We start from the raw sequence: 14,725 nt of genomic DNA, 5'->3' as shown, positions 1-14,725 counted from the left end.
GATCGGCGTGGCACCGCGGGTGCCACGCCGATCCTGTCTCATGACCGGGCGCGGTCCGCAGTTCGAGAGGAAGGCGCCATGGGGGAACCGTCCCTGCCCAAGGACTCCGATGTCAACGTCGAACAGATCGACAAGCTGCCCGCGCTGCTGAAGGAGCTGCAGGGCTACGTCGAGACGCACTGCATCGGGCAGATGACCAACATCCGCGAGCACCTGGACATGTCCGGCCTCAACATGGAGGACGTCGACATGAAGCTCAACGGGCAGGCGACACCCTTCGGCGGTTTCTACAGCGCGTTCGGCATCCAGGCCAAGGCCGACGGGGCGTACAAGTCGGTGAACAAGTCGCTGCACGAGCTCGCGAAGCACCTCGGCAAGATGATCGGCCCGACGGAGCAGATCGCGAAGAACTACCGCACCACCGAGGACCGCAACCACGCCAACATGGCGGACATCAAGAAGCTCCTCGACGCCGGCACGTACACGCCGATCGACCAGACCGCGGTGGACAACCGCAACGAGACGGCCCCGGCCGCGCAGGACCCGCACACGATCACGTCCCACACGACGACCCTGGCGCCCGGCTCGTTCGACGGGCAGCAGCCCGGCGGCTCCGGCACCGGGACCACGGAGGTCTAGGGCACATGGGCGACGAGACCGCTGTCGACGTCACCGGCTCGACGTACTCGAAACCCGCCGCGGCCAACGACGGCGGCTGGTTCGGCGACGCGTACGCCAACGAGGGCGACCCCTCCTGGGAGGACGTCATCGCGATGGTCGTCATCCCCGGCAGCCCCGCGCGCGTCAGGCAGGCGGCCGACGAGTGGACCGCGCTGCTGACCCGCCTCGGCGAGGTCGAGCGCGTGCTGAAGGCCGTCAAGGCGGACCTGGAGACCTGGAAGGGTCCGGGTGGCGAGGAGTACCGCAACCACCTGAACACGATGATCACCAGCGTCCAGACCGTCCGCGACGACCACAGCAACCTGCCGCACTACCTGCACCTCGCCGCCGGCGACCTGGAAGGCGCCATCGCGAAGATCCCGATTCCCGACGACATGATCCACGAGGTCATGGCGGCGAAGCAGGGCTACATCGACAGCGGCATGATCTCCGACGCGTTCGGCCCCAACTCGATCTATCAGCATCTGCTGCCGGTGTACGGCAACAAGTGGTTCGACGAGGCGCGCGAGTTCTTCACCTGGGACTGGGCGTCCAACAAGCTGCGCGACTGGATCTCCTCCCAGGACGACAAGGCCAAGCAGGCCTACCACGAGCTGGCGGGCAAGCACGTCCGCACGATGGACTCGATCCCGGGCACCAACCCGGTGGACTACACCGACCCGCGCGAGCCCTTCAACCCGGACACGTTCGGCGGTGGCGGCGGAGGCGGCGGCGCGGGCGGCATGCCGAACGCCAAGATGCCCGGCGGCGGCAGCGGCATCCCCGGCGGCAGCGTCCCCGGCGTCGACGACATGACCGGCCCCGGCGGCATCGGCGACCCCAACCTGACCAACCCCGGCGGCGGCAGCGGCTACGACCCCGACGACCTGCCCGGCAGCGGCCTGGCCGGCGTCGGCGGTGGCGGCATCACGGGCGCCGGCCCCGGCGCGGGCGGCCTCGGCCCCGGCGTCGGCGGCATCGGTCCCGGCGGCGGCGGGCTCGGCGCCGGTGGTCTCGGCGCGGGCGGCCTGGGCCGCGGCCCGGGCGCGGGCATGGGCGGCGTCGGCGGCATGGGCATGATGCCGGGCATGGCCGGCGCGGGTGCCGGCCGTGGCGCGGGGCGTAACGTCACCGGAGCGGGCGCGGGCAAGGGCGGCGTCCGTGGCGCCGGTGCCGGCGCGGGACGTGGCGGCGCCGGAGGCTTCCGCGGAGGAATGATGCCCGGTGCCGCAGGCGGCGCCGGCCATGGAGAGGGCGAGGACCACACGACGTGGCTCCAAGAGGACGACGACCCGTGGGGCTCCGACAGCGAAGCGCCACCCTCGGTGCTGGGCTGACGCCTGTGCCGACGTTTTCCCGGACCGCCGCGGCGCGGCGGGTCGTGCGGCGGATAGCGGCCGTGGTCGTCGCCGGGGTCCTGCTCGGCGTGTCCGGCGGCGTCGGCGCGGGGCTCGTCGCGCCGCAGGCGGCCCACGCCGACTCGGTGCGGGAGCGGGAGTGGTGGATCAGCTCGCTGAAGCTGACCCAGGCGCAGAAGGTCGCGCAGGGCGACGGGGTCGTCGTCGCCGTCATCGACTCCGGGGTCGAGGCCAGCCACCCCGACCTCAACGGCGCCGTGCTGCCCGGGACCGGCATGCTCGGCAACACCAGCGAGAAGGGCTGGGACGACGCGAACGGCCACGGCACGCTCATCGCGGGCATCATCGCGGCGCGGGGCGGCACCAGCAACATGCAGATGCTCGGCATCGCGCCCAAGGCGAAGATCCTGCCGGTCGCGCTGCCGGTGCCCTTCACGGGCAGCATCAACGAGCCCATCCGGTATGCGGTCGACCACGGCGCGAAAATCATCAACATGTCCTTCGGCGGTAAGGGCGCGCAGCTGAAGGCGGACGAGGACGCCATCGCCTACGCCCGCTCCAAGGGCGCCATCCTCGTCGCCGCCGGCGGCAACACCACCCAGGGCGACGACCACGTGCCGCACCCCGGCAGCTACCCGGGCGTCATCACGGTCAACGGCACCGACCGCGACGGCAACCTGTGGAGCGGCGCGCTGCACGACGACACCATGGAGATCGCGGCGCCGGCCCAGGACATCATCAGCACCCTCCCGAAGAAGGTCGCCCCGTCCGGCTACGGCACCGGCTCCGGCACGAGCAGCGCCACCGCCATGGTCTCCGGCGCGCTCGCCCTGATCTGGTCGAAGTACCCGAAGCTCGACGCGGCCAACGTCGTCAACCGCCTCTTCAAGACCGCCGTCGACAAGGGCCCCGCAGGCCGCGACGACCGGTTCGGCTTCGGTCTCATCGACCCTCTTGCCGCGCTTTCGGCCGATGTACCGGCAGTGACCGCCGACCCCCTCGGCCCCATCTCCGCCGGCTCGGCGAGCGCGGCCCCGGGCGCCACCGGCGGCTCCGGCGACATCGACGACGGCCCCGGCACCCCGGCGACCCGAGCGGCGATCGTGGCGGGTGTGGCCCTCGTCGGCCTCACCATCCTCGTCCTCGCCATCGTCCTGCCCCTCCGCGCCATGAACCGCCGCCGCGAACGCACCGCCGCCGCGGCCCGCGGCTACCCCCCACCGGGCCCGTTCGCCCCACCCGGCGCCACAGGTCCGTTCGGCGCCCCTGGTCCACCCGGTCCACCCGGCGCTCCGGGTCAGTTCGGTGCGCGGGGCCCGTCCGGTCCCCCCGGTGCCCCGGGACAGTTCGGCGCGCCTGCCCGGCCCGGTCACCCGCCGCAGACGTATCCACCGACCGGATCCATCACCGGCCAGTACCCGGGCGGACCGGCGACAGGCCAGCACCCGCCCGCCGGCTACCAGACCGGCCCCGTGACCCCGGCCGGCTACCAGACCGAGGCGATCACGGGTCACCAGCCACCAGCCGGCCAGACCCACGACCCGAACCGCCCGCCCACCGCACAGTTCCCCGCCCCCGGCGACCAGTCGAACGGCACCACCGAGTTCCCGACGACCGGCCAGCCCCCACAGCCACCCCGCCCACCCCGCTGGGAGCCACCGCAAGACCAACGCTGACCGTGCAGCCCCCGGCGGGTGAGATCCCAACGGATCCACCCGCCGCCCACGGTCGGGCGTGACACCTGTGCTCCGCTCGTGAGCACCCACCACTCGATCGTCGTCGCCAGGTCCACGACCCCGTTGCCGTTGCTGCCGAAGCCGTCACCGCGCTCCACCGCACTGGTCGCGTTCCTGGAACTGCACGACGCGGCCAAGTTCGATCCGGCCATCACCGAGGCCGACCTCATCACGCATGCCGAGAAGGCGCTCGCCTCGGGCTAGGCGTGTTTGGTTACTGGGGTCAGAGCCATTCGTTGATCGCGGCGATGGTGACGGTGGCCTGGTACCGCACGGCGCGCTTGTCGAAGCGGGTGGCCATGCCGCGGTTGCGTTTCAGCTGGTTGATGCCGCACTCCACCGCATGGCGCTGCTTGTAGAGCCCCGGGTCGAAGGCCGGTGGGCGACCGCCCTTCGACCCGAGCTTGCGCCGGTTCGCGGCATGGCCGGCCTTGATCGGGATCGTCGCCCGGATACCGTGCCGACGCAGGTAGGCACGGTTCGCCTTCCCGGCATACGCCTTGTCGGCAAGCATCCGGTCCGGGCGGGTCCGCGGCCGGCCGCCACCGAGGCGCGGCACCCGGATGCGTCGCAGGACCAGCACGAACTGTGGACTGTCGCCACGCTGTCCAGCGGTCAGCAGCAACGACAACGCCTTCCGTCCCTGCTCGCACGCGAGGTGCACCTTCGTCGTCCGCCCGCCCCGCGACCTGCCGAGGGCGTGATCGTCCGGTTCGGTGTCCACCCCACCCGGCGGCTCCTGCTGCGAGCCACCGTCCCGGCGGGCACCCGCGGCGTGCTGATGCGCCCGGACGCTGGTGGAGTCCACACTCACATCCCACCGGACCCGACCGGCGGCATCAGCATGCGCCTGCAACGCGGTCAGCACCGTCTGCCACGTCCCGTCGCGCTGCCACCGGCGGAACAACCAGTACAACGTCTGCCACGGCGCACACTCCGCCGGCACATCACGCCACGGCGCACCCACCCGGATCCGCCACCGAATCCCGTCGATCGACTGCCGTCTGCTCCACCTCGGCGGCCGCCCACGCACCGACACCGCAGGCAGCACCACGGCCAGAACCGCCCACCGCGCGTCGCTGAGGTCACGCCGCCTCGCCACCGCGACGCCGGCCACGAGGTCTCCGGTATGAAGGTTCGCTTGGTCGCCAACCCACTTACCGGAGACCTCGCCGTCTATCGACTACCGCCACGCCGACGTCGAGCCGGCCTACCAAACACGCCTTAGCGACGTGGTGGTGCGGCCCCCACACCACCGACGACCACACGCGTGGCCGATACCCGGCTGACCACAGACCCTGCGCAGGCCGACAGGACAACGGCGCACCGGGCGGCCAACAACGCCGAGTTTGTAGGTGGGTGGGGCGGCGATCGTGGCCTGGGCGGCGGCGGCCGGGTCTCGTGCCGATGTCTGAAGACCAACGCGGGCACGGGAATGCTGCTTGAGCGGGTGGCACGTCGATCGCGGCCGGACGTAGCTCATGCCCTCCCGCGGGGTCGGGCGACCCGGACCTGTTCCAGCGACATGAACCGACGGGCGTGTGGGTGGCGGCGGGTCTTACGGGCGCCGCACGAACGGTGGCGAGGGGTTGTGGATGTCCGTGGGGGAGGGTCAGCGGCCGCCGCTGGAGGAGGTCGGCATGCTCAGGGAGCGGGAGGCGTTGGCCAGGCCGCGGGAGGCCTGGGTGCGGTGGACGGTCGGGGGGCGGACGTTCATCGGGCCGATCGTCGGCTCGAACCGGTCCTGTGCGGCGCGGCGGGGCTCCTGACGGCCGGCCGCTGCCGCGGGGGTGCCGTGGAGCCTGCGGCGGGCGCGTTGCACGAGCAGGCCGGACCAGATCAGCGCGGTCGTGACCACCGCGGCGAACGCGACCCAGATCGCCGGCAGCGACGACTCCGCGGCCGACCGGGCGGTCTCGGGGCCGAGGCCGGCGCCGCCCTGCCGGGTGGTCTCGGGTGGGCCGGCGCCGTCGAGGAGGGCGGCGACGGCACGGTACGGGTTCACGGTGCCGGACCCGACCTGCGGGTCGCGGCCGCCGGGCGGCTGGTCGGCGGTGGCGGTGATTCGGTCCGCGATCTGCTGCGGCGTCATCTCGGGGTAGTAGGCGCGCAGGAGGGCCGCGGTGCCGGCGACGTACGGCGCGGCGAAACTCGTCCCGCCGCCGGTCCGCATGCCGAACCCGCCGCCCTGCGGTGCCGGGCCTTCGATATTCACGCCGGGCGCGGCGACGTCGACGTAGTCGCCGGACGTGGACGTGGACACGTGCTTGTCCTGCTCGTCGACGCCGGCGACCGCGATCACGCCGTCATACGCCGCCGGATACGCCGGCTGGTTGGCGTTGGTGTTGGCGCCGTCGTTGCCGGCGGCGGCGACCACGATGACGTTGCGGCTCAGGGCGCGGGCGACGGACGCGGCGAGCTTCGGCGTCGGCTGCGTCACCAGCGACAGGTTGATCACGCCGGCGCCGTGGTCGACGGCGTAGTCGATGGCGTCGGCGATGGTGTTGGGCAGCTCCTGGTCGAAGCTCCTCCGGTCGTCCTCCAGGACGCGGATCGGCAGGATCTTCGAGGCGGGCGCGACACCGTAGAACCCGGTGCCGGGCACGCGGAGCCCGGCGATGATCCCCGCGACGAACGTGCCGTGCGCGGCCTGGTCGCAGTCGCCGACCCCGCCGGGCTGCACGTAGTCCTTGCCGGGCAGCACCTGGTCCTTCAGCGACGGGTGCGTGGTCGACACGCCGGAGTCGATGACGGCGACGATGACCCCCTCACCCTTCGTCATCGGCCAGGCCAGCTCGGGGTGCAGCCGCTTGAGGGGCCACGGGGTCTCGGTGAGCTTGTTGGGGAACGTCGCCCCGCACGCCGACGGCGCCGCGACGGCCATCTGGGGCGCCGCGAACGGGACCGGGGTCACGACCAGCGCACAGGTCGCGAGCAGCCCGGCGACCGCCCGAACGCCGATCCGTCGAAGTTGCCGCACGTGCCACAGGTTAGCGGTTCCCCGCCGCCCGATGCTGCCCTGGCCGGTGTGCCCTGTGGACAACGGGGTGCTTGTGGACGACGGGTCACAGCGAAGGGTCGATGTGGACCTTCGGGGCGGCGCCCCACGCGGCCGGCCGGGCCGGGGACAGGGCGGACGCCGCCTCCGACAGGCCGATCGTCGCCGCGACCAGGGGACGCGGGTCGACGGCCCCGGAGGCGTACAGCTCGACGGTGCCGGCCAGCCCGCCGGACGCGCTGAGCACGCCGACCGCGGTCACGTCCTTCAACGCGAGGGTCCGCGAGTCGAGCAGGCTCGGTGTGCCGGACAGCCCGATGTACACGACCCGGCCGCCCGGCTCGACGAGGTCGAGCGCGGCCGCCGGCGACGTCGCCGCGTTGGAGGCGTCGACGACCGCGTCCCAGCGCAGCGCCGGCAGCGTGGCGGCGGTCCACACCGCGCCGCAGCCGAGCCCGCGGGCGAACTCGACCGACGCGGCCGTCACGCCCAGCAGGTGCACCTCGACGCCCTGCGCGGCGGCGATCTGCGCGACGAGCAGCCCGATGGTCCCGGGCCCGAGGACGAGCAGCCGCTCCCCGGCCCGGACGCCGGCGCCGCGGACCGCGCGCAGGGCGTTGCCGCCGGGCTCGACGAGCGCGCCGAGCGCCGGCCCCACCTGCGGCGGCAGCGCCTGCAGCGCCCGGGCCGGGACGAGGAGCCGCTCGGCGAGGGCACCGGGCCACCCGTGGCGGATGCCGATCTCGTGCCTGTGCGCGCAGAGATGCTGGCGCCCGCTCGTACACCTGAAGCAGCCGCCACAACCGAGCATGGTGTCTCCCGTGACACGCCGGCCGACCCAGCCCGCGTCGACGCCGGGGCCGGCCTCGCGGACCACGCCGGACCACTCGTGCCCGATCCGGATGGGGTATTCGGCCTGGCCGTCGTGCAGGTATGACATCTCGCCGGTGAAGAACTCGACGTCGGTGCCGCACACGCCGGCGCGCTCCACGTCGACGACGACCTGTCCCACTCCGGCGACAGGTTCCGGGACGTCCTGGACCTCGGCCCGGCCGGGGCCGATGATGACGAATGCGCGCACGTTCCCCATCTTCCGGGAAGCAGGTGCCATGACACGACTGCGCAGCGCCGACTGGTACGCCGGCGACGACCGCAACGCGTACATCCACCGCGCCTGGATGCGGCGCGGCCTGCCAGCCGACGCGCTCGACGGCAGCCGGCCCCAGATCGCGATCGCCAACACCGCCTCCGACCTGACGCCGTGCAACCGCCACCTAGACGAGGTCGCCGAGCACGTCGCCCGCGGCGTCTGGGAGGCCGGCGGCGTCCCGCACAACCTGCCCGTCGTCTCCCTCGGCGAGACCCAGGTCCGCCCGACCGCGATGCTGTGGCGCAACATGGCGGCGATGGCGATCGAGGAGATGCTGCGCGCCAACCCCATCGACGGCGTGGTCCTGCTCGGCGGCTGCGACAAGACGATCCCGGCGTTGCTCATGGCGGCCGCGTCGGTCGACCTGCCGGCCCTGGTCGTCCCCGGCGGCCCGATGCTCACCGGCACCTTCCGGGGCGCGCCGCTCGGCTGCGGCACCGATGTCTGGCGGCTGTCGGAGGAGGTACGGGCGGGAACGCTCACCTCGCAAGGCTTCCTGGACTCCGAGTCGTCGATGATCCGCAGCCGCGGGCACTGCAACACGATGGGCACCGCGTCGACGATGGGCCTGCTCGCCGAGGCGCTCGGCATGACGCTGCCCGGCACCGCCGGCATCCCCGCCGCCGACAGCCGGCTGCTCGCCCGCGCGCACGCGTCGGGTCGGCTCGCCGTCGACCTCGTGCACGCCGAGCGCCGCCCGTCGACCGTCATGACCGCCGAGTCCTTCCACAACGCGATCGTCACGCTCGCGGCGACGGGCGGGTCCACCAACGCCGTGGTGCATCTGCTCGCGATCGCCGGTCGTCTGGGTGTACCGCTGTGCCTCGACGACTTCGACCGCATCGGCGCCGGCGTGCCGCTGCTGGTGGACCTGCAGCCGGCGGGGCGGTTCCTCATGGAGGACCTCCATCGGGCCGGCGGCCTCGCCGCCGTGTTGTCCGAGGTGCTGGACCTGCTGTCGCCCGCTGCACTCTCCGTCACCGGCGCACCGTTCGTGTCGTCGCTGGAGGGCGCCGCCATCTGGGACGACTCGGTCATCCGCCCGCGAGTGGATCCTGTACTGCCTGCCGCCGGGATCGCTGTGCTGCGCGGCAACCTGGCCCCCGCCGGCGCGATCATCAAGCCCGCCGCCGCGACGCCCGCCCTGCTCCAGCACCGCGGCCCGGCGCTCGTCTTCGACTCCATCGAGGACTTCCACGCCCGCATCGACGACCCGCTGCTGGACGTGGATGCGTCGACTGTTCTCGTACTGCGTGGCTGCGGCCCGAAGGGCTACCCGGGCATGCCGGAGGTGTCCAACATGCCGCTGCCCGAGAAGCTCCTGCGCGCCGGCGTCCGCGACATGGTCCGCATCTGCGACGGCCGGATGAGCGGCACCGCGTACGGCACCGTCGTCCTCCACGTCGCCCCCGAGGCCGCGGCCGGCGGCCCCCTCAACCGCATCCGCACCGGCGACATGATCGTCCTGGACGTCCCCGGCCGCACACTCACCGTCGACGTGCCCCAGGCTGAATTCGATGCCCGCCCGCCGTCCCAGGCGCTTCTCGACGCCCTGGCCCGTCCGGCCCGCGGCTGGGAACGCCTCTACGTCGACACCGTCCTCGGCGCGGACACGGGCGCCGACTGCTCGTTCCTGCTCGGCTCCTCCGGCCCCCAGGTCAGCCGCGAATCCCACTGACCCTGCCCCGGCGGCGCTGGCACGTTTCCGTGATTCGGCGAGGTCAGCGGCTCCGTAGTGTTTGGTGCATCGCAAGGAACACTTCGCGAACCACCGACATACAAAGGGATTTGAGATGAGCGAGTACGGCGAGATCGAGACCGGCGAGCAGCACGAGGCGTCGGACCAGCTGCACCAGGTCGACGCGAGTGAGAGCAGCTACGACTCGCAGTTCGGGGTGTACGAGCAGGACCACGCGGCGGCTGAGTCGACGTCGTTCGATCAGGGTCACCAGGTGTCGTACACGGACCCGAGCGGCGCGCGGTACGAGGAGTCGGACTTCACCTCCTACGACCACTCCTCGGCCGAGACGGACCACGTGTTCGCCGCCGAGGGCTCCGAGTCGGCGTCCTCGAGCGAGTTCCACCAGCTCGACGCGCTGCGCGCCCAGCTGGACTCGGCGTTCGCCCAGGCGACCGTGGTCCAGGACGGCCCGGCCGGGATCGCCGCCTCCTGAACGACAGCAACAACAGATGCGTGAACCCCAGCAGCGGTGCCGGTCAGCCTGAGACATGGCGGGCCGGCACTGACTCGTTCCTGGCCAGCCACACAGGCCGAACTCACCTCAGGCCGAACTCATCCGGTGTCCGGATCCGCAGCGTCGACTGGTTGCCGTTGGCGGCGGACACGTCGATCCGGACCGTGGTCGCAGCGTTCCAGACTTCCATGCGGACCTAGCCGTCGCTCATCAAACCGAGGCTGCCGGAGGAGGACGCCCTGCAGCTCGCTGGGGTGAAACACCTGCGCGAGGAGGCCCACCGCCTGCGTGTACGTCTCCGTCCCCGCCACCGGTTCGGCGACGAAGCACAGGTACAACTCCACGGATCCCCCCTGTACACCTCCACGGGTCCCCGGCCTGCCGCGAGCCGCATGCTGGCTCGGCACCGCGCGAATGTTCCGCGGCGCGACGATCGATTCGGTCAGTGCGCTCGGATGGCCCGTCGCGGGACGCACGCCGACCGGTGCCGCGTGAGTGTTCCCCGGGGTGACGATCGGCTTCGGTCAGTGCGCTCGGATGGGTCGTCGTGAGGTGCATGTTGGCCCGGCACCGCGTGAGCATGCCTGGCGTGACGATCGGCTTCGGTCGGCGCGCTCGGACGCGGTGAGGCGCCGGGGTGGACCGTCGGTTGTCACGTGGTGGTGCCGCAGCGACGGTGGAGCGGGAGCTTGGAGCCCGCGGTCGCGAGGTGCATGTTGGTCCGGTACCGCGTGAGTGTTCCCCGGGGTGACGATCGACTTCGGGACGATCGGCTTCGGTCAGTGCGCTCGGATGGCTCGTCGCGAGACGCGTGCCGACCGGTGCCGCGCGAGCGTTCCCCGGCGTGACGAATCGCTTCGGTCGGCGCGCTCGGATGCGGTGAGGCGCCGGGGTGGACCGTCGGTTGTCACGTGGTGGGGACGGAGCGGCGGTTGAGCGGGAGCTTGAAGCCCGCGGTGATCAGCCAGGCGAGGGCGGTGAACCTTGCGACCGGCAGCAGGTACGTGGCGGGCTCGAGTAAGAGGCCCAGCGTGGCGAGCTCGGCGACGGCGGCGATGATCAGGCCGGCCCAGGCGAGCCAGCGGGGCAGCAGGCCCGCGAGGAGACCCGGGACCGCGATCCCGGCGAGCAGCAGCCCCAGCGGCACCACGTGGCCGGGGCCGCCGGTGGCGAAGGCGAGCAGCTGCAGGAGGCGGATGACCTCGGGGTCGTTGGTCGCGGCCGGCTGGGAGAGCGTCCAGCTGACCAGGCCGGAGCAGGCCATGAAGGCGGCGGCGAGCAGGCCGCCGGCGAGGGCGATGGTGGCGCCTGGGGCGCGGATGCCGAGGCGGTGCAGGCGGGCCGAGGCGGTCGCCGCATAGATGGCGAGGGGGATGGCTGCGGCGAACTGGAGCGTGCCGCCGACGCGCACAGCGAACTCGTGGTCCTGGAAATACGCGACGATCTGCGCCGCGTCGCCGAACGGTGACGGGAATGGGGTTCCGTCGGCCAGCACGGTGCCGAGCGCCAGGCCGGCGATGAACAGAGCGGTGACGACGACGCCGAGAACGCCGAGCGGTGGGCCGCCTTGGACAGGCCGGGAAACCGGCCCGGCGGCAGCCTGGACAGCAGGCGTGGCCATGATGTGATCCCTTCATGAGATGAATGGTTCAGTCGAGTGAATTATTCAGTACACTAGCGCTGTGACTAGTCCTGGGCAACCCCCGCAGGGTGCGGCGTTTCTCGTCGCGCAGGTCGGTGCGCACGCTGCCGGCAGGTTCGCCGAGCGTGTCGAAGCGCTGGGGCTGACGCCGCCCGAGGTCGGGCTGTTGCGCATGATCGCCGGGGCGCCGGGGCGGAGTCAGCAGTCGGTGGCGGCCGACATGGGTGTGGTGCCGAGCCGTGTGGTGGCGATCCTCGACACGCTCGACCACAAGGGGCTCGTCGAGCGGCGGCCCGGCGTGAGCGACCGGCGGCATCACGCGCTGCACCTCACCGACGACGGCCGGCAGGTGCTCATGGAGATGCGACAGCTCGCCCGCGCGCACGACGAGGATCTCTGTGCCGCACTCGACGCTGACGAGCGGGCGCAGCTCGCCGGGTTACTGCAGCGCATCGCCGATCAGCAAGGTCTCACTCCCGGTGTACATCCCGGCTACCGACAGCTGAGTGCGAAGCGCAGGCGCTGACGTGAGCCAGTGCATCCACTACGGTCTACGACCATGACGGCACCACAGCGCGCTGAGTTCACGGCGGCAGGCATGGGGGCCCGGGTCGTGGCGCTCGTCGGCGCCCTGGCCGCGGTGCTCGCCATGAGCATGCCGTGGGCCAGCGAGGACAACACGGGCGTCGCCGAGACCGGCGAGGTTCTGTTGATGCGCGGCGGTGTCGAGTGGACCGGCTGGGGCATCTACGACGCGAGCCGCCTGGACGGGCACCGCCCCGTGTCGCTGACGGTGGCGATGATCCTCATCGCGGGCACGGCAGTGCTCGCGATCGCGGCGTGGGTGGCGTTCGAGCGGACGCGCCGACGGTGGTTACCCCCGGCGACGGCCGCCGCTGCCGTGATCATGCTGATCGTCAGCTTCCCCGGCCTGGAGGGCGTCAACGGGCGGTTCGGCACCGGCCACATCACGACGACCGAGTTCGGCATCGTCGTCTGGCGCCTCGCCGTGGCCGCGGTGGCCCTCGGCTCGACCCGTCTCGCGCTGTTACAGGAGGAAACTACGCAGCCGCTGCGCCACGACGCCGCCTGACGCCTCGGCAACAGGACCTGTCCTGCGGCGGCTCCATCGCTGACCGGTGCCGCGCCCAGGGCGGACGACGGGCTGTGTTGCCCGGCGGGCCGAGCCGCGGCAGTGTCCGTGTTGCGGTCGGATGGCGGTGGGACTGCGGTGTCGGGATGTCGGCGGTGCTGAACGTTCTCCCTGACGCCGCGGTCGGCGACGAACCTGAACTCGTCGCGAAGGCCGTGCTGCGGGTGGATTGGGTTGGGTGGTGCGGGTTCGGCTTCGTGGGTGGTGCGGGTTGTGGCGGTGGGCGGCGGTAGTGGTGGTGGTCGGGGTGGAGGGCGAGCGTGGTGGTGTCGGCCCGCGGTGATGTGGGCTGGCGGTGGTGTCGGCCCGCGGTGATGTGGGCTGGCGGTGGTGTCGGCCTTCGGTGATGTGGGCTGGCGGTGATGTAGGCCTTCGGTGATGTGGGCCTGCGGTGATGTAGGCCTTCGGTGATGTGGCTCGCGGTGTTGCTGGCCTGCGGTGGTGTGGGCTCGCGGTGATGTGGGCCTGCGGTGATGTGGCCCGCGGTGGTGCTGGCCCGCGGTGATGTGGCTCGCGGTGGTGTGGGCTCGCGGTGATGTTGGCCCGCGGTGATGTCGGTCTGTGGTGGTGAATTGGGGCGGTGGTGTGGGGATCGGCGGGTGTGTGAACGGGCTGGAGTTGTGTTGCGCTGCTGCGGTGGCGCTGTGGTTTTGCGGAGCGGGGGCGGCGGCTGGGGTGCTGGAAATCCGGTGGTCCGGTGCTTCTCAGGGTGGTGGCCGCGGAAGGGGCTGGTCGCCGAGCTCCGCGCCGTCGTCCTTTGCCCCGACCTGGCCGGGGGTGAGGCCGGCTGGGGGTTGAGGTGATCTGAGGTGAGCGAACGCTGCCGTGTCTGGCGCTCGTGGGTTTGTCGGAGCGGGGGTCGGGCGGTGTGGTGATCGAAGGACGGGGTTGGGGGTTGGTCGTGGTGGCGGCCAGAACTGTCCTTCGATCGAGGCGGTGGTGGGAAGGGCGGTGTCGCTGCTGGGTGGCTCTTGTCGTTGTGTGCCGGTGCGGGCGAAGTGGCTGTGCGGCAAGGGCGGTGTTCGAGGCGGGTGGCGGTGGGGGTTGGCGGTGGCGTCGGTGTCGGTGTTGAGGGCGTGATGGGGTCGATGTTGGTGGAGGTTGATGTTGGTGGTGGTAGTTGAGGGGGTGCGCCGGGCTGGATGTCGTCGCGGCGGTCGGTTGCGGGATGTGTTGCGGTGCTGTGGTGGCGGTGGGTGTTGGGTGGGAGGTTGCTGTGGGCCGTTTTGTGAAGGTTTGGCTGGGTGGTGTCACTCTCCGTGGTTGGGTTTGCGCGGTGGGGGAGGGGTTGTCATCTGACTGGGGTGGTGGGGTGCCACTCGGTTGCTGACAACCTCGTCGCACCCGGGCGGCTACCTTAAGTGGACCAGCCGCACAGGCTGGCGGGAAGCAGTGATCCGCCGGGCGTCTTTGGTCGCCAGTTTGGTCCGGTGGGGAGCGAGTGGCGAAACCGGGCCCGTGTTCAGGTGAGTATTCGCGGGGGAACCGGTGTGCGTATTTTTGCGCCCTCATGAGCAGCAGTGAATCGCTGACGTAAAACGCATTCCACATTCTTGCTCTCGGTGATTCGAGGGTTTCTCAAGCGTGCCGTGCTGCGGCGGGAGCGGGGGTTTTCCGTGCTGAAGAAGGCTGTGATGGGCTTCGGGGCCGCTGTTGCCGCGGTGGCGCTGGGGGCCGTGATCTACCTGGCGGCGGCGCATCAGACGCCGGCGGCGGATGCCGGTGTTGTTTCCCGGCCCGCTGGTCGGAGCGAGTTGCAGCCGCCGCCGAAACCGGAACTGCTGAAGCCGTCCGAGCGTGTCGTCGTCACCAGTAAATAGTGAAGCAAGTCGT

At 71.7% G+C, this 14,725-nt stretch carries 13 protein-coding genes; 9 read left to right on the top strand and 4 right to left on the bottom strand.

Annotated elements, in window-relative coordinates:
* Window positions 1–78 precede the first annotated feature (78 nt).
* From AB0I21_RS17640 to AB0I21_RS17625, 4 genes are all read left to right on the top strand, one after another.
* The gene (locus AB0I21_RS17640) at window positions 79–639 is read left to right on the top strand and encodes a hypothetical protein (RefSeq protein WP_360562241.1); all 561 of its coding nucleotides are present in this window, start codon (window positions 79–81) and stop codon (window positions 637–639) included.
* A 5-nt stretch (window positions 640–644) separates the two neighbouring features.
* Window positions 645–1,997 (top strand): hypothetical protein, encoded by a 1,353-nt coding sequence (locus tag AB0I21_RS17635; RefSeq protein ID WP_360562239.1) that lies wholly within the window; start codon window positions 645–647, stop codon window positions 1,995–1,997.
* 5 nt (window positions 1,998–2,002) lie between these two features.
* Window positions 2,003–3,694 carry a S8 family serine peptidase gene (locus tag AB0I21_RS17630; RefSeq protein ID WP_360562237.1) on the top strand — a complete coding sequence of 564 codons (1,692 nt, stop codon included), beginning with the start codon at window positions 2,003–2,005 and terminating at the stop codon, window positions 3,692–3,694.
* Window positions 3,695–3,772: 78 nt separating this feature from the next.
* The gene (locus AB0I21_RS17625; protein ID WP_360562235.1) at window positions 3,773–3,958 is read left to right on the top strand and encodes a hypothetical protein; all 186 of its coding nucleotides are present in this window, start codon (window positions 3,773–3,775) and stop codon (window positions 3,956–3,958) included.
* 19 nt (window positions 3,959–3,977) lie between these two features.
* Here the strand turns inward: AB0I21_RS17625 and AB0I21_RS17620 are convergent, their stop codons facing one another.
* The 3 genes from AB0I21_RS17620 to AB0I21_RS17610 all read right to left on the bottom strand — a co-directional run bounded on the left by AB0I21_RS17620 (window position 3,978) and on the right by AB0I21_RS17610 (window position 7,842).
* Complete coding sequence (locus tag AB0I21_RS17620) at window positions 3,978–4,871, bottom strand: IS5 family transposase (RefSeq protein ID WP_360562234.1); 894 nt, start codon at window positions 4,869–4,871, stop codon at window positions 3,978–3,980.
* A 495-nt stretch (window positions 4,872–5,366) separates the two neighbouring features.
* Entirely contained in the window at window positions 5,367–6,734 is a 1,368-nt protein-coding gene (mycP, locus tag AB0I21_RS17615; protein WP_360562232.1) for a type VII secretion-associated serine protease mycosin, read from the bottom strand.
* An 85-nt stretch (window positions 6,735–6,819) separates the two neighbouring features.
* Window positions 6,820–7,842: an alcohol dehydrogenase catalytic domain-containing protein gene (locus AB0I21_RS17610; RefSeq protein WP_360562248.1), complete on the bottom strand. Its 1,023-nt coding sequence runs from the start codon at window positions 7,840–7,842 to the stop codon at window positions 6,820–6,822.
* Between the two features lie 19 nt (window positions 7,843–7,861).
* Between AB0I21_RS17610 and AB0I21_RS17605 the strand changes: the two genes are divergently transcribed.
* Together AB0I21_RS17605 and AB0I21_RS17600 are read left to right on the top strand one after the other, a co-directional pair.
* The gene (locus AB0I21_RS17605; RefSeq protein ID WP_360562230.1) at window positions 7,862–9,580 is read left to right on the top strand and encodes a dihydroxy-acid dehydratase; all 1,719 of its coding nucleotides are present in this window, start codon (window positions 7,862–7,864) and stop codon (window positions 9,578–9,580) included.
* Window positions 9,581–9,695: 115 nt separating this feature from the next.
* Complete coding sequence (locus AB0I21_RS17600; protein WP_360562229.1) at window positions 9,696–10,076, top strand: hypothetical protein; 381 nt, start codon at window positions 9,696–9,698, stop codon at window positions 10,074–10,076.
* A gap of 928 nt (window positions 10,077–11,004) precedes the next feature.
* Here the strand turns inward: AB0I21_RS17600 and AB0I21_RS17595 are convergent.
* A complete protein-coding gene (locus tag AB0I21_RS17595; protein ID WP_360562228.1) occupies window positions 11,005–11,718 on the bottom strand; it encodes a DUF4386 domain-containing protein in 714 nt (237 codons plus the stop codon).
* A gap of 61 nt (window positions 11,719–11,779) precedes the next feature.
* On the opposite strand from AB0I21_RS17595, the gene AB0I21_RS17590 reads away from it, so the two are divergent.
* The 3 genes from AB0I21_RS17590 (at window position 11,780) to AB0I21_RS17580 (ending at window position 14,712) form a co-directional block, all read left to right on the top strand.
* Window positions 11,780–12,265, top strand: a complete 486-nt coding sequence (locus AB0I21_RS17590; protein ID WP_360562227.1) for a MarR family winged helix-turn-helix transcriptional regulator — start codon at window positions 11,780–11,782, stop codon at window positions 12,263–12,265.
* A 33-nt stretch (window positions 12,266–12,298) separates the two neighbouring features.
* A complete protein-coding gene (locus tag AB0I21_RS17585; RefSeq protein WP_360562225.1) occupies window positions 12,299–12,832 on the top strand; it encodes a hypothetical protein in 534 nt (177 codons plus the stop codon).
* 1,613 nt (window positions 12,833–14,445) lie between these two features.
* On the top strand, window positions 14,446–14,712 hold the full coding sequence (locus AB0I21_RS17580) for a hypothetical protein (protein WP_360562223.1): 267 nt from the start codon (window positions 14,446–14,448) through the stop codon (window positions 14,710–14,712).
* Window positions 14,713–14,725 lie beyond the last annotated feature (13 nt).

The organism is Dactylosporangium sp. NPDC050588, assembly GCF_040654975.1.
GTDB classification, from domain to species: Bacteria; Actinomycetota; Actinomycetes; order Mycobacteriales; family Micromonosporaceae; genus Dactylosporangium; species Dactylosporangium maewongense.
This window is presented reverse-complemented; position numbering and strand designations above follow the sequence as displayed.

Bases quoted from the DNA above. Each gene is read 5' to 3' on its own strand.
- AB0I21_RS17585 (WP_360562225.1), top strand. From the start codon at position 12,299: ATGACGGCACCACAGCGCGCTGAGTTCACGGCGGCAGGCATGGGGGCC.
- AB0I21_RS17595 (WP_360562228.1), bottom strand. From the start codon at position 11,718: ATGGCCACGCCTGCTGTCCAGGCTGCCGCCGGGCCGGTTTCCCGGCCT.
- AB0I21_RS17610 (WP_360562248.1), bottom strand. From the start codon at position 7,842: ATGGGGAACGTGCGCGCATTCGTCATCATCGGCCCCGGCCGGGCCGAG.
- AB0I21_RS17640 (WP_360562241.1), top strand. From the start codon at position 79: ATGGGGGAACCGTCCCTGCCCAAGGACTCCGATGTCAACGTCGAACAG.
- AB0I21_RS17605 (WP_360562230.1), top strand. From the start codon at position 7,862: ATGACACGACTGCGCAGCGCCGACTGGTACGCCGGCGACGACCGCAAC.
- AB0I21_RS17600 (WP_360562229.1), top strand. From the start codon at position 9,696: ATGAGCGAGTACGGCGAGATCGAGACCGGCGAGCAGCACGAGGCGTCG.
- AB0I21_RS17635 (WP_360562239.1), top strand. From the start codon at position 645: ATGGGCGACGAGACCGCTGTCGACGTCACCGGCTCGACGTACTCGAAA.